21 protein-coding genes and 1 riboswitch are annotated in these 19,789 nt (G+C 45.3%); of the genes, 20 read left to right on the top strand and 1 reads right to left on the bottom strand.

Annotation, left to right across the window (positions count from 1 at the left end; translation table 11 throughout):
- Positions 1 to 150: 150 nt before the first annotated feature.
- Positions 151 to 326, top strand: a riboswitch (FMN riboswitch).
- 216 nt (positions 327 to 542) lie between these two features.
- The 20 genes from ribD to NYE25_RS11605 all read left to right on the top strand — a co-directional run bounded on the left by ribD (position 543) and on the right by NYE25_RS11605 (position 18,675).
- Complete coding sequence (gene ribD / locus NYE25_RS11700) at positions 543 to 1,643, top strand: bifunctional diaminohydroxyphosphoribosylaminopyrimidine deaminase/5-amino-6-(5-phosphoribosylamino)uracil reductase RibD (protein WP_341145963.1); 1,101 nt, start codon at positions 543 to 545, stop codon at positions 1,641 to 1,643.
- Positions 1,644 to 1,744: 101 nt separating this feature from the next.
- Complete coding sequence (gene ribE, locus NYE25_RS11695) at positions 1,745 to 2,413, top strand: riboflavin synthase (protein ID WP_341145962.1); 669 nt, start codon at positions 1,745 to 1,747, stop codon at positions 2,411 to 2,413.
- A gap of 62 nt (positions 2,414 to 2,475) precedes the next feature.
- Positions 2,476 to 3,729: a bifunctional 3,4-dihydroxy-2-butanone-4-phosphate synthase/GTP cyclohydrolase II gene (locus NYE25_RS11690; protein WP_076284543.1), complete on the top strand. Its 1,254-nt coding sequence runs from the start codon at positions 2,476 to 2,478 to the stop codon at positions 3,727 to 3,729.
- A 36-nt stretch (positions 3,730 to 3,765) separates the two neighbouring features.
- A complete protein-coding gene (ribH, locus tag NYE25_RS11685; protein ID WP_042194286.1) occupies positions 3,766 to 4,233 on the top strand; it encodes a 6,7-dimethyl-8-ribityllumazine synthase in 468 nt (155 codons plus the stop codon).
- Positions 4,234 to 4,368: 135 nt separating this feature from the next.
- Positions 4,369 to 5,160: a segregation and condensation protein A gene (locus NYE25_RS11680; protein WP_042190275.1), complete on the top strand. Its 792-nt coding sequence runs from the start codon at positions 4,369 to 4,371 to the stop codon at positions 5,158 to 5,160.
- Positions 5,129 to 5,731: an SMC-Scp complex subunit ScpB gene (gene scpB / locus NYE25_RS11675; protein WP_042190273.1), complete on the top strand. Its 603-nt coding sequence runs from the start codon at positions 5,129 to 5,131 to the stop codon at positions 5,729 to 5,731. Before NYE25_RS11680 ends, scpB begins: the two co-directional genes overlap by 32 nt.
- 186 nt (positions 5,732 to 5,917) lie before the next feature.
- The gene (locus tag NYE25_RS11670; RefSeq protein WP_076284544.1) at positions 5,918 to 6,631 is read left to right on the top strand and encodes a DUF2953 domain-containing protein; all 714 of its coding nucleotides are present in this window, start codon (positions 5,918 to 5,920) and stop codon (positions 6,629 to 6,631) included.
- 83 nt (positions 6,632 to 6,714) lie between these two features.
- Entirely contained in the window at positions 6,715 to 7,218 is a 504-nt protein-coding gene (gene ytfJ, locus NYE25_RS11665; protein WP_076284545.1) for a GerW family sporulation protein, read from the top strand.
- Positions 7,219 to 7,384: 166 nt separating this feature from the next.
- Entirely contained in the window at positions 7,385 to 8,584 is a 1,200-nt protein-coding gene (locus tag NYE25_RS11660; RefSeq protein ID WP_341052694.1) for a D-alanyl-D-alanine carboxypeptidase family protein, read from the top strand.
- A 35-nt stretch (positions 8,585 to 8,619) separates the two neighbouring features.
- Entirely contained in the window at positions 8,620 to 9,285 is a 666-nt protein-coding gene (locus NYE25_RS11655; protein WP_341145961.1) for a nucleoside recognition domain-containing protein, read from the top strand.
- 52 nt (positions 9,286 to 9,337) lie between these two features.
- Positions 9,338 to 9,826: a spore maturation protein gene (locus tag NYE25_RS11650; RefSeq protein WP_042190265.1), complete on the top strand. Its 489-nt coding sequence runs from the start codon at positions 9,338 to 9,340 to the stop codon at positions 9,824 to 9,826.
- Between the two features lie 66 nt (positions 9,827 to 9,892).
- On the top strand, positions 9,893 to 10,237 hold the full coding sequence (locus NYE25_RS11645) for a peptidoglycan recognition protein family protein (protein WP_341052695.1): 345 nt from the start codon (positions 9,893 to 9,895) through the stop codon (positions 10,235 to 10,237).
- Between the two features lie 20 nt (positions 10,238 to 10,257).
- Positions 10,258 to 11,016 carry a pseudouridine synthase gene (locus NYE25_RS11640; RefSeq protein ID WP_036676166.1) on the top strand — a complete coding sequence of 253 codons (759 nt, stop codon included), beginning with the start codon at positions 10,258 to 10,260 and terminating at the stop codon, positions 11,014 to 11,016.
- Between the two features lie 120 nt (positions 11,017 to 11,136).
- On the top strand, positions 11,137 to 11,658 hold the full coding sequence (locus tag NYE25_RS11635) for a redoxin domain-containing protein (RefSeq protein ID WP_042190261.1): 522 nt from the start codon (positions 11,137 to 11,139) through the stop codon (positions 11,656 to 11,658).
- The gene (gene resB, locus NYE25_RS11630) at positions 11,658 to 13,343 is read left to right on the top strand and encodes a cytochrome c biogenesis protein ResB (RefSeq protein ID WP_341145960.1); all 1,686 of its coding nucleotides are present in this window, start codon (positions 11,658 to 11,660) and stop codon (positions 13,341 to 13,343) included. Before NYE25_RS11635 ends, resB begins: the two co-directional genes overlap by 1 nt.
- On the top strand, positions 13,340 to 14,602 hold the full coding sequence (gene ccsA, locus NYE25_RS11625) for a cytochrome c biogenesis protein CcsA (RefSeq protein WP_042190256.1): 1,263 nt from the start codon (positions 13,340 to 13,342) through the stop codon (positions 14,600 to 14,602). Before resB ends, ccsA begins: the two co-directional genes overlap by 4 nt.
- Positions 14,603 to 14,679: 77 nt before the next feature.
- Positions 14,680 to 15,396, top strand: coding sequence for a response regulator transcription factor (locus NYE25_RS11620; protein WP_036676174.1), 717 nt, complete (start codon positions 14,680 to 14,682; stop codon positions 15,394 to 15,396).
- Positions 15,397 to 16,833, top strand: a complete 1,437-nt coding sequence (locus NYE25_RS11615) for an ATP-binding protein (protein WP_341145959.1) — start codon at positions 15,397 to 15,399, stop codon at positions 16,831 to 16,833.
- A 118-nt stretch (positions 16,834 to 16,951) separates the two neighbouring features.
- Positions 16,952 to 18,445 (top strand): glycerol kinase GlpK, encoded by a 1,494-nt coding sequence (gene glpK / locus NYE25_RS11610; protein ID WP_341145958.1) that lies wholly within the window; start codon positions 16,952 to 16,954, stop codon positions 18,443 to 18,445.
- A gap of 14 nt (positions 18,446 to 18,459) precedes the next feature.
- Positions 18,460 to 18,675: a DNA-binding protein gene (locus tag NYE25_RS11605; protein WP_188114657.1), complete on the top strand. Its 216-nt coding sequence runs from the start codon at positions 18,460 to 18,462 to the stop codon at positions 18,673 to 18,675.
- A gap of 70 nt (positions 18,676 to 18,745) precedes the next feature.
- On the opposite strand, the gene NYE25_RS11600 is transcribed toward NYE25_RS11605, so the two are convergent.
- A complete protein-coding gene (locus tag NYE25_RS11600; RefSeq protein ID WP_042190247.1) occupies positions 18,746 to 19,738 on the bottom strand; it encodes a 3-oxoacyl-[acyl-carrier-protein] synthase III C-terminal domain-containing protein in 993 nt (330 codons plus the stop codon).
- Positions 19,739 to 19,789 lie beyond the last annotated feature (51 nt).

The following is a 19,789-nucleotide window of genomic DNA, read 5'->3' as shown; positions in this document are numbered from 1 at the left end:
ATATAACCATGTCGTTTCTTCTAGTAATCACCATACCTCTCAGAATTAAGTTACAAATTTTAAGTAAATATATAAAACGCACTTGCATTTCGAAGGTGTAAGTGATAATTTTGTTAGTAAGGAAAACTTGAACCTCAATTAAATAAAGGATCAATCCTTCAGGGCAGGGTGCAATTCCCTACCGGCGGTGATGTTGTTGTAGAGTGCTTATTTATTAAGTTTATCTACCACACTTAGTCCGCTACCCGGCTCGCGTTGTTGACGCGAACGGTGGACCCGGTGAAATTCCGGGACCGACAGTATAGTCTGGATGGAAGAAGGAGAGGTTAACCGCTTGTCTGTAATAGACAGGTGGACTGCAGTGTTTTCATTTATTATGTGCGATATTTCACAATTGCCGTCGATTGACGGTTATTTACGCACACTTTTATTTGGACTGCCGATAAACTCTCGCATAACCCATCTTTACTCCTCCTGGAGAATGAGATGGGTTTTTCTGTTTTTACGCATCAGATAGACAGTAAGTGGATAGGAGGAACGAGATGGATAATATGAATGACGAGTTTTATATGTCGTTAGCGCTAGATATGGCAGAACGGGCCCAAGGACAGACGGGAATTAACCCTGTTGTTGGCTGTGTTGTTGTAAAGAATGGAGCGATGATTGGACTTGGGACTCATTTGCAGCGCGGAACAGGTCATGCTGAGGTTCATGCCTTGAATATGGCGGCTGGCCAAGCACAGGGCAGCACTGCCTACGTAACACTGGAACCATGCAGTCACTATGGCAAGACTCCGCCCTGCAGCCAAAGGCTGATCGACGAGGGAGTAGCCAGAGTGGTAGTCGCTTGTGAAGACCCTAACCCTCAGGTTGCGGGTCGCGGCGTTCAAATGCTGCGTGAGCATGGCATTGAAGTAGAAGTAGGGTTGCTGCGTGAACGTGCGCTGCGGTTGAATGAGCGTTTTATCAAGTATATTTTGACAAAACAGCCTTTTGTTACGCTCAAGAGTGCCAGCACGCTGGATGGTAACCTAGCTACTAAATCTGGTGACAGTAAATGGATTTCAAATGGTGAAGCGCGGGAGATCGTACATACGCTGCGGCATCGGCATCAGGGAATAATGGTCGGTGTGAACACAGTGATTGCAGATAATCCTTCACTGACGACAAGAACGGAAGTGCCGGGTATTCATCCGATACGGATTGTGATTGATTCTGGACTACGTATTCCTTTGGATTCAGCAGTTGTAAGTGACGGTCTAGCGCCTACTATCATCGTGACAACTGAAGCCGCAGATGATGAAAAGAAAGCAGCACTTCTTCAAGCAGGTGTGCAAATCATTGTTAGCGGAGCAGGACCACGGGTGGATTTGAAGGCTGCTATGGTAACACTCGGTGAAATGGAAATCGGATCGATTTTACTTGAAGGCGGAGGCACGCTAAATGGTGCGATGCTGGAGAGTGGGCTAGTTGACCGAGTGATTCTCTTTTTCGCTCCAAAGATTGTTGGCGGTGGTGCTGAAGCGAAAGGGACGTTCGTATTTCCTGGTGTAGAGCTAATGAAGGATGCGATTTCTCTGGAGGGATTGGAAGTAAAAGTGCTCGGAGATAATGTATGTATCAGCGGTACTCCGGTACGCTAAAGTAAATGATTACAAAACTTAATCGTGTGCTTCCGGAGCAAGTTTTGTTCGGAGAGATAGCGGAGAAGTGTTACTCACACAAAACTCCTAGGAGGGAAAACATGTTCACTGGATTAGTCGAAGAAGTTGGCACTCTGAGAAGTGTCTCCACCGGTGGAGAAATGATGGTGCTGAACATTGCCGCTTCCGTCATCATGGATGATTTGAAGATTGGTGATAGCGTATCGGTTAATGGCGTCTGTCTTACAGCGACAACTTTAGGCGAGAACTATTTTACAGTAGATGTCATGCCTCAGACCTATCGAAACAGTAATCTGAAGGAGCTACGTCCTGGCAGTCGGATGAATTTGGAGCGAGCAATGGCAGCCGGTGGTCGATTTGGAGGTCATATTGTTCAGGGACATGTAGATGGCACTGCTGTCATCAAAAGCGTAAAACGTGATCATAATGCAGTAGTCTATGAGATTGCGCCGGATCGCAAATCGCTGTTTAAATATATCATCCCTAAAGGGTCGATCACGATTGATGGCATTAGCTTAACAGTAGTAAAGACGACGGCTTCATCGCTTACTGTATCCATTATTCCGCATACGTTAGGGGAAACTGTGCTAACTTATAAGCGGGCAGGAGATAGTGTGAATATTGAGTGTGATGTCCTGGGCAAATATGTAGATCATCTTCTTCATTATGGCTCAGCTGCACAGGATGAAGAAAGAGATAGCAGTTCCGGGATTAGCCGTGATTTCTTGGCGGCAAACGGATTTGTTTAAATAATGAGTAAGCTTACGAAGAAGGAAATAATCCTTCGTAAAGCTATTAGGAGGATAGGATCATGAGCGAACAATCGAAGAAGGATAGTGTCTTGGATCCGATTGAAGAAGCGATATATGATTTAATGCGCGGCAAAGTCATCATCGTGGTGGATGATGAAGATCGTGAGAATGAAGGGGATTTTATAGCTCTTGCTGAACGGGCGACACCAGAAGTCATCAATTTTATGATCACTGAGGGGCGTGGTTTGGTCTGCATGCCAATTACCGCTGAGCGTGCGGAAGAGCTTGAACTACAGGCTATGGTCAGTCACAATACAGATAATCACGGCACAGCCTTTACTGTATCGGTTGACCATATAGATACAACTACTGGTATATCAGCAGGGGAAAGATCCTTGACTGTAAAGGCCATGATTGACCCTAAAGCGAAGCCGTCTGATTTCCGTAGACCTGGCCATATGTTCCCGCTGATTGCGAAAAAAGGCGGTGTACTGCGCCGTTCCGGACATACAGAGGCTGCTGTTGATTTAGCCCGTATGTGTGGTGCATATCCAGCCAGTGTGATTTGTGAAATCATCAAAGAAGATGGCTCGATGGCCCGGTTGCCTGATCTGGTTGAGATTGCTAAGAAGCATGATCTTAAGTTGATCAGCATCAAAGACCTCATTCACTATCGGAACGAGAAGGAACAGCTCGTCAATCGCGAGGTGTCTGTACGTCTGCCTACCGATTTCGGTGAGTTTCAGACCATTGCCTATACAAATGAAGTGGATGATAAAGAACATGTAGCATTGGTGAAGGGCGATATTTCCGGTGATGAGCCAGTGTTAGTACGAGTACATTCCGAATGCTTGACGGGTGACGTATTCCACTCCCATCGCTGCGATTGTGGTCCCCAGTTTGAAGCAGCGCTTCGGCAGATCGAAGCTGCTGGTAGAGGCGTATTGCTCTATATGCGTCAAGAAGGCAGGGGCATTGGTCTTATTAATAAGCTTAAAGCCTACAAGCTTCAAGAAGAAGGACTCGATACTGTAGATGCCAATCTAAAGCTTGGTTTTCCAGCAGATTTGCGTGATTACGGGATTGGAGCACAAATTCTGAAGGATCTAGGTATAAGTCAAATTCGTCTCTTAACGAACAATCCTCGAAAGATCAAAGGGTTGGAAGGTTATGGATTGGAAGTTGTTGAGCGAGTGCCAATTCAAATGCCGGAGAATAAGGATAATACTAATTATCTCCATACGAAGCAGGCGAAACTTGGGCATTTGCTGTCTTTTGACGACATTGAACAAAATGAGGATTCGAAAGTATAATCACACACAATAAAAAACGAAGGGTAGATGAATGATATGCCGAAATATTTAGAAGGACATTTAGTTTCCGAGGGGTTAAAATACGGAGTCGTAGTAGGACGTTTTAATGAATTTATTACTAGCAAGCTTTTGTCAGGTGCACTTGATGCATTTAAACGCCATGGTGCTAACGATGATGAAGTAGATGTTGCTTGGGTTCCAGGCGTGTTTGAAATTCCGTTAATCGCTCAAAAAATGGCGGAAAGCGGTAAATACGACGCTGTAATCACTTTAGGAACTGTTATCCGTGGCTCTACAACGCACTATGATTATGTATGTAATGAAGTCGCTAAAGGGGTAGCAGCAATCAATCTTAAAACCGGCGTACCGACGATTTTTGGGGTTGTTACTACTGAGAATATTGAACAAGCCATTGAACGTTCAGGAACCAAAGCAGGGAATAAAGGCTGGGATGCTGCAACTGCTGCGATTGAAATGGCGAATCTTAACAAACTGTTTAAGTAAGACAGCTATTGACGAATCAGTCGAATTCGTGCTTATTTATAGTATAAGAAGAAAGCATGGATTATAGAGCCCTTTCTACTTGTGTAGCGTCCATTAGGGCGCTGCACTTTACTTTTTTAGGCGGGAGGATGCTTCGTGACTGTATTGTACAAGCTGGAAACGTTTGAAGGTCCGCTGGATCTGCTTTTGCATTTAATCGATAAGGCGGAAATCGACATCCAGGACATTCCGGTCGCCGAGATCACCGAACAGTATATGGAATACCTGCGAAGTATGCAGGAGCTTGAACTGGATATTACGAGTGAATTTCTCGTGATGGCCGCAACCCTATTATCTATAAAGAGCAAGCTATTGCTGCCCAAACCACCGGTCATTGAGATCGATGATTTTGAATATTACGAAGAAGATGAATTTGATCCACGAGCTGAACTTGTTCAGCGACTGATTGAGTATCGTAAATTCAAGAGTATTGCTGTTCATTTAATGGATATGGAGAGCGAGCGGAGCTTGATTTTTACGAAGGAGCCGGAGGATCTGGGTCCATACGTGCCTGAAGAGATTGACCATACGCTAAAAGGACTACATACTTCCGACCTTATAGCTGCTTTCCGTAAGGCACTTAGTAAGGCGGCAAGAAGGTCATCTTACCAGCGGATCACCCGGGACGAAATATCGGTAAAAGATCGTATACGTGATGTATCGGATGCGCTGCAGCGCAGAGGAAAAGGCGGAAGGCTCCATTTCTCAGCACTGCTTCACGATGAAATGGCGCGACACGAAATCGTAGTTACTTTTCTTGCGATTCTGGAACTGATGAAAATGAAGGCGATTTTTTGCTATCAAGAGAAATTGTTTGAGGACATCGTAATGGAGTGGAGAGGAGGAGAACACTTCAATGGATTACAAAACGCTGAAATCGATTATTGAGGGCCTGTTGTTTCTATCAGGTGATGAAGGGATCTCCGTACGGCAAGTCGCCGAGATTACGGAGCAGCGGCCAGAGCTTGCAGCTGGGGCATTAGAAGAACTGAAAGAGGATTATGTAACACAGGAGCGGGGATTGCAGGTAGTCCAAATTGCCGGAAACTATCGGCTGGCTACATTACCTGAGCATGCCCATTATTTTGAACGCTTGGCTTATTCCCCATCCAGATCAACCTTGTCTCAGGCCGCATTAGAGACATTGGCGATCGTGGCCTATCGTCAGCCCATTACACGGGTGGAGATCGAAGAGATTCGAGGCGTGAAATCCGAACGTGCTATTCATACGCTGAATAACAAGGATTTGATCCATGAGGTAGGTCGTGCGGAGGCCGTAGGGCGTCCAATCTTATATGGGACGACTAAATCATTCTTGGAGAGCTTTGGCCTAGCAAGTCTGAATGAGCTGCCAGAACCATCTAACTTCGAATCCACTGATAATTTGGAAGAGGAGACACAGCTATTGTTCAATAAGCTGGATACTCAAATGACGTTCGAGGATATAGAGCAACCTTAGTTTTTTTTGTTATTCCGCAATGATTTGTATTGCTGGGACTGCCCATAAACCATTCATAATGGTTTATGGGCAGTCCCTATTTTTTTGTAGAGCCACATTTTTTAGCCAAACCCCGAATTTTTTCCAGATTAAATTGCCATACTAAACCAAAGGTTCCCATTATTAAGGTTTCTTGGAGGTAAACACGTGACGTTATGGCTTGGAATTCCCCTCGGATTGCTGGTACTGGCAATGATCCTGGTTCTGTCTTCATCTATCGATTTCCGCATCCGGTGCTATAAACATGACAAAAATGATCTGATCGAGTTAGATGTTAAGACACTTTTTGGTCTGATCAAACTGCACTATGAACTGCCTCGATTGGTCTTTAAGGGATTGGAGCAAGGCGTGCTTGGGAAGTTTAAAGAGACGGGTACCGCGACTACAGGTGTTGACACTGTAAAGGAAGAACAATTCGATAAAGAAAGAATTGAGCGCTGGCGGGACAATGTACAGCTAGCAGTGAAATCCACACGTGGATTGAAGAAGTGGTTCAAGGAAACTGTATCACATGTCAAAATATCAAAGCTCGACTGGTCCACAGACTTCTCACTAGGTGATGCGGCAGACACTGCCATAGTATCAGGAGCCGTCTGGGGATTGAAATGGAGCATCGTTGGATTTATTTCGCAGAGGGTCAAATTGAAACACAATCCACGAGTGTTTGTGAAGCCTGTTTTTCAAGATGAGCATTCTTTTTCAATGGAGTTCGTATGTGAGGGTAAATTGTCCGTTTCCTATGCCGTATACGCATCATTGCAGCTTATTCTTCGTGTCTTGAGGGAGGCGGGGGGAATCAGTAAGTGGAGAAAAATACTAAAACGGATGCGTAGGGAGTCTCATGGGCAAAGTTTAGAATGAAAGTTACATACAAATGCGTGGATGTGGGGATGATAAGCGCTGTAGAAGCAAGAGAAATCGTACTCAATTAAGGAGGAAACAATATGAGCGACCATCCTATTCAGGGTCTAATGCAAACAGCGATGGAAAATATCAAGGGCATGGTAGATGTTAATACGATTGTTGGAGATCCAGTACAAACACCTGACGGTAGTATTATTCTGCCGATTAGTAAGGTGGCCTTTGGGTTTGCTGCAGGGGGTAGTGATTATCGAGTAGAGGATTCTATAAGTGGATCAAGCTCCCAAGGCGGTGTCAAAATGCTTCCTTTTGGTGGCGGTAGTGGGGGCGGTGTCTCCATCAGACCGATCGCTTTTCTAGTGGTTGGTAAGGATGGGGTAAACATTGTGCCACTCGACAATCAAACGCATTTGTTCGAAAAAATTATCGATGCCACGCCTGGGCTCATCGACAAAATCCAGACCATGTTCCAAAGCAGCAGTTCTTCAGGTCAAGCTGGGTCAACTGCTACACAAGCACCACAAGCACAAGCACCACAAGCACCTGCTAAACCCGATCCAAGTACATCCCAATCTTCAACACATTAGGTACACATAATTCAACAAATAGCCTCGGGGATATCGCCTTACATCAGGCGGTGTCCCTTTTTGTGTGGAGAGGACATACCCTAAGGCTGGTCCGCATACACTTGTACAACATAAGCATGAAATGAATGATTTTACTTAAGAACCGATAAGAATCCGGAGGATAAATATGAAGACAATAACCCGTAAATTTCCAATCGCCTTATTACTGAGCATTTTGCTGCTGTTTCTGACACCGCTAACTTTGATTCATGCGGAGAACAGCTCCATATCTACGCATGCAAGGGCAGCGGCGCTGATTGATGTGGAATCCGGGCGTATTTTGTATAGCAGTCGAGGAGATGAGCCGATGCTTATTGCCAGCCTGACTAAAATAATGACCGCCCTCGTCGCTATTGAGAATGGTGATTTAGCATCCAAAGTCAAAGTTGGTAAAAATGCTTTCGCCAAAGAAGGCTCCTCTATTTATTTACAGCAAGGTGAAGAGATGACGCTGGAAAATATGCTGTATGGTCTAATGCTGCGCTCTGGGAATGATGCGGCAACAGCGATCGCTGAACATATCGGCGGTTCTGAAGAAGGGTTTGTATACCTGATGAACAATAAGGCTGAAGAGCTCGGATTAAAAAATACTCATTTTGCTAATCCGCATGGTCTAGATGCTGAAGGCCATTATTCGAGTGCTAACGACTTAGCTGAACTGACGGCGTATGCTCTTCATAATCCTGTATTTAAACAAATTGTGAAGACACAGGAGAAAACTGCGGACAATCCAAATGAGAAATGGGATTACAAGTGGAGAAACAAGAATAAAATGCTGTACTTATATGAGGGCGCAGATGGTGTGAAGACAGGATATACCAAAAAAGCGCTACGCTGCCTGGTCAGCTCAGCGACCAGAAACGGCCAGCAGCTTGTCGCAGTGACTATAAATGATGGGGATGACTGGAATGATCATGCCTCACTGCTAAACTTCGGGTTTAATCATTATCCACTAAAAACAATGATCGAACGCGGGGATCCCGTTAGTGGTTATGACTTCGTGACAGCCAAAAAATTTGCCTATCCGCTCGGACAAGGCGAGCAGGATAGAGTGACCACTAAACTTGTCTTGAATCAGATCCCTGCGGCGTCAGTCAAAGCTGCAAGATCAAACTTTGGATTGCAAGGGGTTCTCGTTCTAGATCTAGGTGGCAAGGAGATAGGCCGGGTTCCAGTGTATACACGAGAGTCCTTACCTCCTGAGGAATCCGCTTATACTAAAAAATATAGTACAACGCAAGCACACACTTATCCTGCTGATAATTGGTTTCAGGCTATAGGGAGTGCACTGAAGGCGTTATTTAAATTGGGCGAAAGTTCCAAGTAAGCAGATAGCTGAATAATGAAGAGGGAGGCGTATCCATGATTAACGGGATCTGGCTAGGAATGATCATCATCGGTTTTCTGTTCGCCGCCGTTAACGGCAGAATGGATGAATTTACAGCCGCCGTATTCGACGGAGCCAAGAGTGGGGTTACAGTAAGTTTCGGCTTAATAAGTGTGCTTGTATTCTGGCTAGGAATCATGAGGATCGCAGAGGATGCTGGTTTGCTTAAAAAAATAGCCAAAATTCTTGGACCAATCGTAGCCTTCCTCTTTCCAGATGTGCCGAAGGGCCATCCTGCAATCGGATATATTCTCTCCAACATGAGCGCTAATTTGCTTGGACTTGGCAATGCGGCTACACCTATGGGGATCAAGGCGATGCAGGAGCTGCAGAAGCTCAACCCGGATAAAGAAACGGCCACACCAGCCATGTGTACCTTACTGGCGCTTAACACAGCAAGCATTACGCTAATTCCCGCGACGCTAATTGCGATCCGATTGAATTACAATTCGGTAGATCCTGCGGGAATAGTAGGCACAACCCTCGCCGCAACGGCTGTGGCGACTCTTGCGGCTATAGTGGCTGACCGGTTTTTCCGAAGGATGACGTTGCTGCGCAAACCTCCAAAGCCGCCGTCAGCAAAGTCTGGTTCTGCTCCATTGGCCAAGACGTCGCTGCCTAATTCTTCATTGAAAGGGTGAGCATGACTTGTACCAGTTAATCAGTCTCCTATCGGCATGGGCGATTCCGGTCATGATTACGTTCATCCCGCTCTATGCTTTTACGCGTAAAGTCCCGGTGTATGAGTCATTTGTCGAAGGGGCGAAGGATGGATTTGGAACGGCAATCGCGATTATTCCTCATCTTGTGGGAATGCTTGTGGCGATCAGCGTCTTTCGCGCATCGGGCGCACTCGACTTCCTAATGGGATTCATATCTCCTGCTCTGCGGGGACTTGGCGTACCTCCAGAAGTACTGCCGCTCGGCCTTCTGCGGCCCCTCACTGGGACAGGCTCGCTTGCTTATACCACGGATCTGATTCGCGTTCATGGTCCGGATTCTCTAATCGGCATGATTGCCTCCACCATACAAGGCAGCACGGACACAACGCTCTATGTATTAACGGTTTATTTTGGAGCCGTTGGTGTGCGTAACGGACGTTATGCACTTAAGGTAGGTTTATTCTCCGATGTTGTTGGCTTCGTCGCCGCGATCGCGGTCTGCCTCCTGCTTTTTGGGTAGGAGGCGTCACCCCCTTTCCTTCCTCGACATATGCTATTGCAGCAATGTGGAGGGAGGCAATCCGCTATGAACTACAAAGGTTTTATTCTGCATCAGTCTCGCTGTACTTCCATCAATGGCAAAGGCTTTGATTTCTGGGTTGGTGTGGACGGAGCCATTTATGCAGCACCGCTGCTGACCGATCCGGAGTATATTCACATTTGCTTGGAAGGTGATTTCAGCTGGGAAGATGGTATTCCTCCATTATCTGGAAGGAAGGATCAGCTATTTGCCACAGGTAAACTCATTTTAGAACTGGTAGAGCGCTACCAAATCTCCCCTTTAATCATCGAACCCCACAATAATTACTGCCCAGGCGCATTTTTTCCATGGAATGAACTTGTGATTTATCCCTCTGATGGTTATCATTAATCTGAGGTGACTAGTCGAAAATGGAAAGATTACAGAAAATTTTGGCGCAGGCAGGTGTGGCGTCCAGACGTAAGTGTGAAGAAATGATTTTGGCCGGTAAAGTGGAAGTCAACGGGGAACTCGTAACTACGCTTGGCACGAAGGTGGACCCCGCAACAGATATTATTAAAGTCTCCGGTAGACTGATCCGGGGCGAGAACAAAATCTATATTATGTTCAACAAACCTAAAGGAGTCATTACAAGTGCTTCCGATCCAAAGGGTCGCAAGGTTGTAACAGACTACCTTAAAGGAATTACAGAACGGGTTTACCCTGTAGGCCGTCTGGATTATGATACGGAAGGACTGCTGCTGTTAACGAATGATGGAGATTTCGCTAACTTGCTTACCCATCCTAAGCATCATGTACCTAAGACGTATCACGCTACGGTCAAGGGTATCCCGCACGGTACTGCACTGGACAAGCTAAAGGCTGGGATCAAGCTGGAAGATGGTATGACAGCGCCTGCCGAAGTAGAGTACAAAGATATTGATGAAGCGAATAAAGAAGCAGTAATCAGTATTACGATTCACGAGGGACGTAACCGTCAGGTACGACGCATGTTTGATGCGATTTCACACCCCGTTCTCCGTCTGAAGCGGATTTCATTCGGGGATATTATGCTGCAAAATCTTAAACGTGGATCCTACCGTCATTTGACAAAAGATGAAATTAACCATCTGCAGCAAATTGCCAAAGCAGGATTACTCAAAGAAAGAACTCCACGTAAAGAGTCATAAAGACACACAATATTCACAATTAAACCCCCTAATACTGTGACGAAATTCGTTATAATGTTCATAGGATGTTCACACCTTACAACATAAGTATGAGTTGCGTCACAGAAGGGGGCTTTACATGTGGGTAAAGCGAGAAAACCAATTCAAATCGTAATTCTGTTTCTAATCGTTCTAGTGGGTGGTTATGCAATTGGTTCCTCTGTATTTGGTGGAAGCGGAAAACCAGAGGAAGGTAGTAAAGCGCCTGCCATTGATTTGCTGGGTCTTGATGGACTTGGGCATACGTTAGACGAGTATAAGGGTAAGGCTATTGTGCTGAATTTCTGGGGCTCATGGTGCACGCCATGTGTAAAAGAAATGCCGGCTCTCCAAGCACAATGGGAAAAATGGAAGGACAAAGATGTAGTCGTTATTGGAATCAACGTAGGTGAAGATCAGATGACTGTCGAGAATTTTGTGAAGCAAGTCAATATTGATTTTCCGATTTTGATGGACACGGGACGAGACGCTGTACGAAGTTATGGTATTTCTCCACTCCCCACTACTTTTTTTATTAATGCAAAGGGTAAAATTGACAGCATTCATATTGGCCAGCTTGATTTAGATTCACTAGATGATCAAATTGGGAAGCTGGTGGATTGATGAGTGAACGCGAGGCTTTTATAACCAATACCAAATGTGAATGTGGCCATCAGAACCCTGTAGGCACTGTTCTATGTGAAGCATGCGGAAAGCCGCTTGGCAAAGAATCGGACTGGGGCGAGAATCTGGAAATGCGTTATGATGGTGTAGCCCGTCGTTCGCAGCGTGTTAATCCAAGCATTATTGATCGAGTTTGGAACTTTTTTTCATCTGTCAAAATAGCGATATATCTAATCGTTTTGACACTGTTAGGCTCTATGCTGGGAACCATTTTCCCTCAGGAGAGTACTTTCCTTAATATTGATGCATCGAGTTATTATAAGCAGGAGTACGGAACAGCTGGGGACATCTACTATAAGCTTGGACTTTCACATACATACGAATCCTGGTGGTTTGTGACTCTACTCGTAATGATTGGTGCTTCACTAGTCATTTGTAGTTTGGACAGAGTACTTCCGCTATATAAGGCATTAACTAGGCAGAAAATTCGGAAACATCGTCAGTTCTTAACTCGGCAAAAGGCTGTGCTAGTTACTGAAGTGCAAGAAGAACCAGAAGCTTGGGTTGCTCGGGTGGTTCAGCCTATGCGTAAAAAGGGCTACCGAGTCAAGACGGATGGAGGAGCTCTGCTGGCAGAGAAACACCGCTTCAGCCGCTGGGGGCCTTACGTAATACATATTGGTTTGATTATTTTTTTACTTGCTGTACTGGCAAGAGGATTGCCGGGTCTCAACATGGATCAGCATCTTGCTTTCCCGCAAGGGGAGATTACACAGATTCCGGATACTACCTATTATTTAAAAAACGAGAAATTCACCGTAGAGTTCTACACCGATGAAGAGATGCCAGAGGAGTTTCGAGGCAAAAAGATCCTTCCAAAATTATTCCAAACTAAAGCAGTGCTATATAAATGTACCGCGGATTGCGCAGATCCTACTAAGGAACCGCAGCTTACCGAGGTGACAACGCATAATATCCAAGTAAACTCACCTTTGGATTATAAAGGATTGAAAGCGTATCAGTTTGATTATGATCTAACACCTGTACTGCGTTCTGTACAGCCTGTGCTTAAAAATTCCGCCACTGGGGAGTCGTACGGTAAATTCAAACTGGATATGAAGAATCCGCAGCGTACAATTACAGCGGGACCCTATACGATGACTTTAAAAGAGAAGTATATGGATTTTGGACTGAATGAGGATGGTCAGCCGATATCTAAGTCGCCTTATCCGAATGCACCAGCATTCTTATTCTTGATTCAAGGACCGAATTTGCCAGCGGTAGGGCAGCAGTACTTCTATTTTCCTAAGCAGGTAGATAAGTCTCAGTTTCAGCAGGTGGCTATTAACGATAAGCTTGGTGGCAGCAATAGATTTCTTGAGCTTGAAGTGGACAACATGAGCGATGTTGATTTTTCGGAATCGACTACATACTTGAATATACGTATTGATCGTGCAATGCCTTTTGTATGGTTAGGTGCAGCAATCGTGATGCTGGGTTTAATCCTTGGATTTTACTGGCAGCATAGACGCATCTGGCTTACCGTTGTAAACGGAGAGCTAATACTCGGAGGACATACGAACAAGAATTGGTTCGGTTTCCGTCGTGAGATCGTTTCTATTTTAGAAAAAGTAGATATGGTAGTCGATGAAAAATCAATAGATAATGGAGGAGGCCTTACATGAGCTTGCTCGATATCAGCAGTGCCGTCTTTATTGCCGCATTCTTATTATACAGCGGGTCGTTTATGTTATTCACTATCGCTATCATGGGTCGTAAGTGGTCGGGCCGCAAGCCAGAGGAACATACTGCTCGATGGGGTAAAATAGCTTTTATTGTTTCTTCTATAGGTCTTATCTTTCATCTTATTTATTTCTTTACACGTTGGTTTGGTGCAGGACATATTCCGGTCAGCAATATGTATGAGTTCATGACTTTCTTATCCATGATGGTTATGGTAGCCTTTACAGTGATGTACGCGATCTATCGCAAAGTTATTCTCGGTCTGTTTGCAGTTCCAATTAGCATTATTGTGATGGCGTACGCAGCTGTATTTCCTCAGGAGGTTCAGCCGTTAATTCCATCCCTGCAATCGAACTATCTCAAGATTCACGTAACACTGGCAGCACTAGGTGAATCCTTTTTCGCGGTAGGTTTTGCGGCAGGACTGATGTATCTGCTACGGACTGTTAATTTTTCCAGTAAAGAGAAGGCGGATCGTAAGCAACAGAGACTGATTGAATTTACTCTCTTTTCAATCATTGTTATAATTGGGTTTCTGGGTTCAGTTTTTGCTTTCCGCGGAGCAGGTTATGAGACTGTTTTTGTCCGTCCCAACGTTACGATTGACAGCGCAGGGCAGGAAAATAGTACAATAGAGAAAGTGAGTTATCGAATGCCGCCGATTGTTGCTCCTCACAATAGCGAAATTGAAAGCTTCCAGTCGTTTCTTGGCATGAAAGAACCTCTCTTTGAAGCTCCTTCATGGATGAATGGTGTGAATGCTGGCCGGAAGTTTAATACTGTAATCTGGTCGATTCTTTCCGGATTACTCCTTTACGGAATTCTTCGCTTGATCGTACGCAAGCCACTAGGCGCAGCGATTCACCCGGTTATGGAGGGGATTGATGAAGGCGATCTAGATGAGATAACGTATAGGGCGATAGCCATTGGCTTTCCTATTTTCACATTAGGCGCTTTGATTTTTGCAATGATATGGGCGCAAATAGCCTGGGGAAGATTCTGGGGATGGGATCCCAAAGAAGTCTGGGCACTCGTTACTTGGCTCTTCTATAGTGCTTATCTTCATTTACGATTGGCTCGTGGATGGCAAGGGCGAAAATCTGCCTGGCTTGCCGTTCTAGGCTTTTTGGTCGTAATGTTTACCTTAGTTGGCGTTAATCTAGTCATCGCCGGACTTCATTCTTATGCGGGGACGGACTGAGCATAGTTTACCTGCTAACACAGCACAATGGATTTAAGGTTACGTTCTACTGTATTTGATGAAGGGGTTGTTGTGAAATGGCAGATCATTTAAACAGAATTCTGGTAGTGGATGATGAGGAACGCATTCGCCGCCTGCTAAAGATGTATCTTGAAAAAGAAGGTTATGAAATCGACGAAGCTGAAGATGGCGAAATCGCTCTTCGCAAAGCAACAGCAAATGACTACGGTCTAATTTTGCTGGATGTTATGCTGCCTGGCATTGATGGAATGGAAGTGCTGACCCGACTCAGAGGGGTCAAATCAACACCTGTCTTAATGCTTACAGCTAAAGGCGAAGAGATTAATCGTGTACAGGGCTTTGAAATGGGCGCGGATGATTATGTCGTGAAGCCATTTAGTCCTCGCGAAGTGATTTATCGCGTGAAGGCCATTATGCGCCGTTCTTCAGCAACAGCATTTTTGTCCAAAGAGAGCAACTCCAGTAATAACATTGTATTCACTCATCTTATTATTGAGCATGACGCACACCGAGTAACTGCTGGCGGTGAAGAAGTGAGTCTGACACCGAAAGAATACGAACTGCTGCATTATTTGGCGATTTCACCGGATAAAGTGTTCTCTCGTGAAGAACTCCTTAAAGATGTTTGGAATTATGAGTTTTTCGGAGATTTGCGTACAGTCGATACCCATGTTAAGCGTCTTCGTGAAAAACTGAATAAAGTATCACCGGAATCCGCGGCGATGATTACAACTGTATGGGGTGTAGGCTACAAACTTGAGGTACCTAAATAAGTGAACTTCTGGAGAAGTCTTGTCGGCAAGCTGTGGGTCACGATCATCTGCCTGGTCGCTGTCGTGCTTATTACACTCGGGTTGTTTCTACTTCCCTATATCGACAGCAACTTTGCTAATTCCGGCGATATCAAACGTTTATTTATGTATACGTGCATGATCGGATTTTCTTTGACGACATTCTTCGCGTTGTTCTTGTTTACCAAGATCACTCAACCGATGCAACGTGTCATCGAGGCTGCAAACAACATTCGACGTGGTGAATACGGAACAAGGCTGACGCTGGTCACAAGTGACGAGATTGGCCAATTGGCGACTTCCTTCAACCATATGGCTGAGGAGTTGGAAGAGAATATTCGCAGTCTGCACCATGAGAAGGGCCATCTATCCAGTGTATTACGCAGCATGAGTGATGCTGTAATCACCTTTGACATCGAAGGCCAGATTATTCTGACCAATCCGCATGGTCAATCGCTACTTGAGAGCTGGAGCGATTTAGAGTGGGAACAAGAGAGTGACATTGAACCTCATACGGAAACGGCTGAGAGTAATGTTCCACCTCCCCTGTGTCCTTTATTTTTGAGCACGTTGAAACAAGGCGGCGATGAGCGTTCTAATGTACATGTCCGGCAGGGCGTGTGGTCCGTCCATATGGCACCTTTATATTCTGAGGGGAGCATTCGTGGAGTGGTTGCTGTTCTGCGTGATGTGACTGAAGAAGTGCGACTCGAAAAAATGCGCCGTGACTTCGTGGCAAACGTCTCTCATGAGATTCGGACGCCATTATCGATGATGCAAGGTTATAGTGAGGCTTTACTTGACGGCATGGCTTCTTCACCAGAGGAAAGCAGTGAACTGATTCAGGTCATTCATGATGAATCGCTCCGTATGGGACGTCTTGTAAAGGATCTGCTCGACCTTGCGCGAATGGAAGCTGGACATACGGATATGCTGAAGGCAGAAGTAGATGTGAACGAACTGCTGGAACGAGTGTATCGTAAATTTTCCGTACGTGCGAAAGAGCGTGATATTCATCTGCAGCTAAATAAAGAGAGCGATGTCCTTGTTCTTAAGGCAGCGGATGAAGATAAGCTTGAGCAGGTCTTAACCAATTTGCTCGATAATGCTTTTCGTCATACGCAGGGTGGCAAGAAGATCACAGTTCATACAGGAACTTGTGTCTTAGAAGGGCGTCGCTATTTTGAAATTAAAATTCAGGATGAAGGCGTCGGCATTCCGCAGGAAGATCTGCCTTATATATTTGATCGTTTCTACAAAGCCGATAAGGCACGTGTACGGGGAGAATCAGGTGGAACGGGACTCGGGCTTGCGATTGTTAAAAATATTGTTGAATCGCATCACGGAACCATTTCAGCTTCCAGTAAGTTGGGCGAAAGTACAACCTTTACCCTAAGACTTCCTGTCGAAAAACAGTAATTCCAAACACAATGTGTGATAGCGCCTCTGACAGCAGAGGTGCTTTTTGTTGAAACAAACACATTAATCTTGTTCATCGTGGAACATATCTCATTGTTTATGCTTGGGAGGCCATCAAATGATTTTATCTTTAGACCAAGGGACTACCAGTTCACGAGCCATAGTGTTCGATGAGGACGCTAGAATCGTCTCACAAGGGCAATATGAGGTTAAACAATCTTTCCCACACCCTGGCTGGGTGGAGCATGACCCAGAGCAAATTTGGGCGTCACAGCTTGCAGCTGCAAGAGATGCGATTACTCAGGGCGGGATAACGCCTCAGGAAATATATTCCATTGGAATTACAAATCAGAGGGAAACGGCCCTGATCTGGGATAGAGCAACAGGTAAGCCGATTTATCCTGCGATTGTGTGGCAGGACAGACGTACTGCAGAGCTGTGTGAAGAGATCAAGAGTAAGGGGTTAGAGGTACTCATTGCTAGCAAGACGGGACTCGTTGTGGATGCTTATTTTTCTGCAACTAAATTCTCCTGGATTCTTGATCATGTAGAAGGCGCACGAGAGCGGGCGAATAATGGCGAGTTACTAGCTGGGACAGTAGACAGCTGGCTAATCTGGAAGCTTACTGGCGGGGCTGTACATGCTACTGATGTAACTAATGCATCGCGTACGATGCTATATAATCTACATGAACGCTGCTGGGACGAAGAGCTAATGGAGGAGCTTCGTGTACCACGCACCATCCTGCCAGAAGTGAGGATGTCCGGTAGTGAATTTGGAGCAGCAGACGCGCAGTGGTTCGGGACAGAAATACCTATTCACTCTGTATTGGGGGATCAACAAGCTGCTTTGTTTGGACATACTTGTCTTGAACCCGGCAGTGCCAAAAACACATATGGAACTGGATGCTTTATTCTGATGAATACAGGTACAGAAGCTGTAGTCTCCAGTCATGGGTTGTTGACCACTGTAGCTTGGGGAATGGGGGATGAACTCTATTATGCACTCGAGGGCAGTGTGTTTGTAGCCGGAGCGGCTGTACAATGGCTTCAGGAGGGGTTAGGACTCATAACGGAGCCGGCAGGCTCGGAAGACAAAGCACGGGAAGTAGAGGACAGTGAAGGGGTTGTCGTCGTACCTGCTTTTACTGGACTAGGTGCCCCTTATTGGGATATGTATGCACGTGGAGCAGTCTTCGGTCTAACTAGAGGAACCACCTCGGGGCATTTGGTAAGAGCAACGTTAGAGGCATTAGCATTTCAGTCTAGAGATGTAATTGGGGCGATGGAAAAAGATGCAGGCATGCCATTGACCGGACTTCGTGTAGATGGTGGAGCGGTTCGTAATGATTTGCTGATGCAGTTCCAGTCTGATATCCTCGGTAGTGAAGTTACTCGAACTACATATGCGGAGACGACTGCGCTGGGAGCAGCACTTCTGGCTGGATTAACCTCAGGAGTCTGGACAAGAGAGCAGCTAGAAAGCTTTAACAAAGCTGAGAGGATCTTTTCACCTGTAATGGGTATAGATGAGCGTGAACGACGTTACAACGCCTGGAAAGACGCTGTAGCGCGTACCATGGGCTGGGAAAAACATGAAAGATATCAGTGATCAGGGAGATGCATATGTCTATGTTTAATGGAACAGAATCTGATCTACCGAGTGGACTATCTAAGCCTGCACTTCGAGCACTTCATGGTGCTGGGTATACACAGATTCACCAAATCAGTAAGCTCACTGTGTCAGAGCTTCTGCAGCTCCATGGGATGGGACCAAAAGGGATTGATGTACTACGGCGTGCGCTCACTGAAAAGGGGTTATCCTTTGCCAGCGAGTCCTAAAGAACAGATCAACCTAAAAAGCGGCAAGCTAAGGATAATCCTTGGCCTGCCGCTTTTTAGGTTGTAACGCTTAATATTCAATAACAAATGCAACGTTTTGCCATCCAGCGCCCACTGTCCAGAACAGAACTTTATCTCCGCGTTCGATCTTTCCTGTAGTAATAGCTTTGTGTAGAGCGATAAACGGGCTACTGGTTGAGGTGTATCCGAATTCATCACCTATGTAAACCGCAACCTCACGATCAATACCCACTTTTTCACAAACACCAACGATATTAGGTAGTGAAAGCTGTGAGAAACAGGCCGCTTTTATAGATTCAGGCGCTATGTTGTTATCAGATAGAAGCGTGCGAATCGATTCAGAAGCAGCATCTACGCAAATGGAATCATCAAATGGAATGAACTTCACATTGAATTCTCCAGCCGCGACGCCTTTTCTACCCAGATTAGCCAAGCCTTCAGCCGGGAACATGGAGTTGCCATAAACGCATGTGTCTGTTTGATAGACAGAATCAATGAAGCCTACCGCATTATCATCGCGCACAAGAAGGACTGCCGCAGCTGCATCACCGAAGTTAGCATAATAGACAGGATCATTCTTATCTGCATGAGGTGCTACATAATCGGATCCGATGACCAAAGCACGTTTAATTCTAGGATTGGCTTGCATTTGACGGCTCACCTGTTCTACGGAAGCAGTCATACCTGCACAGTTAGCGTTGCTATCTATACAAATTGTATGGGATGCGCCGTTAATTAAACGGTGAATCATTAAAGAGTTAGTAGGAAAGATATATTCAGGAGTTTGACTTGCATAGGCAATAAGATCGATATCAGCGCCAGTGAGACCATTTTTATCCAACACATTACTGGCAGCCTCAAAAGCCATCGTAAGAGAATTTTCTTCCTCATTCTTAATGCTATAGCGCGTATCACGACCTAAAGTGGTCAGTAGACCTCGGATATCAATACCCTTTTCGTCAAAATGCTTAATAAAAAAGTCGTTACCAACTTTATTACTAGGATGATAGATATCAATGTCTTGAATACGAATTCCGGTCATATGAATGAATCCTCCTGAAAAACTCTATAGTTTTTTTAGTTATAAGAAGAA

The organism is Paenibacillus sp. FSL E2-8871 (genome assembly GCF_038000345.1).
Lineage (GTDB): Bacteria > Bacillota > Bacilli > Paenibacillales > Paenibacillaceae > Paenibacillus_AQ.
This window is presented reverse-complemented; position numbering and strand designations above follow the sequence as displayed.

Coding starts and splice junctions, on each gene's coding strand:
- NYE25_RS11650 (WP_042190265.1), top strand. CDS start 9,338: ATGATTACGTTCATCCCGCTCTATGCTTTTACGCGTAAAGTCCCGGTG.
- NYE25_RS11690 (WP_076284543.1), top strand. CDS start 2,476: ATGAGCGAACAATCGAAGAAGGATAGTGTCTTGGATCCGATTGAAGAA.
- NYE25_RS11640 (WP_036676166.1), top strand. CDS start 10,258: ATGGAAAGATTACAGAAAATTTTGGCGCAGGCAGGTGTGGCGTCCAGA.
- NYE25_RS11620 (WP_036676174.1), top strand. CDS start 14,680: ATGGCAGATCATTTAAACAGAATTCTGGTAGTGGATGATGAGGAACGC.
- ytfJ (WP_076284545.1), top strand. CDS start 6,715: ATGAGCGACCATCCTATTCAGGGTCTAATGCAAACAGCGATGGAAAAT.
- NYE25_RS11655 (WP_341145961.1), top strand. CDS start 8,620: ATGATTAACGGGATCTGGCTAGGAATGATCATCATCGGTTTTCTGTTC.
- NYE25_RS11600 (WP_042190247.1), bottom strand. CDS start 19,738: ATGACCGGAATTCGTATTCAAGACATTGATATCTATCATCCTAGTAAT.
- ribE (WP_341145962.1), top strand. CDS start 1,745: ATGTTCACTGGATTAGTCGAAGAAGTTGGCACTCTGAGAAGTGTCTCC.
- NYE25_RS11605 (WP_188114657.1), top strand. CDS start 18,460: ATGTCTATGTTTAATGGAACAGAATCTGATCTACCGAGTGGACTATCT.
- ribH (WP_042194286.1), top strand. CDS start 3,766: ATGCCGAAATATTTAGAAGGACATTTAGTTTCCGAGGGGTTAAAATAC.
- resB (WP_341145960.1), top strand. CDS start 11,658: ATGAGTGAACGCGAGGCTTTTATAACCAATACCAAATGTGAATGTGGC.
- NYE25_RS11645 (WP_341052695.1), top strand. CDS start 9,893: ATGAACTACAAAGGTTTTATTCTGCATCAGTCTCGCTGTACTTCCATC.
- scpB (WP_042190273.1), top strand. CDS start 5,129: ATGGATTACAAAACGCTGAAATCGATTATTGAGGGCCTGTTGTTTCTA.
- NYE25_RS11660 (WP_341052694.1), top strand. CDS start 7,385: ATGAAGACAATAACCCGTAAATTTCCAATCGCCTTATTACTGAGCATT.
- ccsA (WP_042190256.1), top strand. CDS start 13,340: ATGAGCTTGCTCGATATCAGCAGTGCCGTCTTTATTGCCGCATTCTTA.
- ribD (WP_341145963.1), top strand. CDS start 543: ATGGATAATATGAATGACGAGTTTTATATGTCGTTAGCGCTAGATATG.
- glpK (WP_341145958.1), top strand. CDS start 16,952: ATGATTTTATCTTTAGACCAAGGGACTACCAGTTCACGAGCCATAGTG.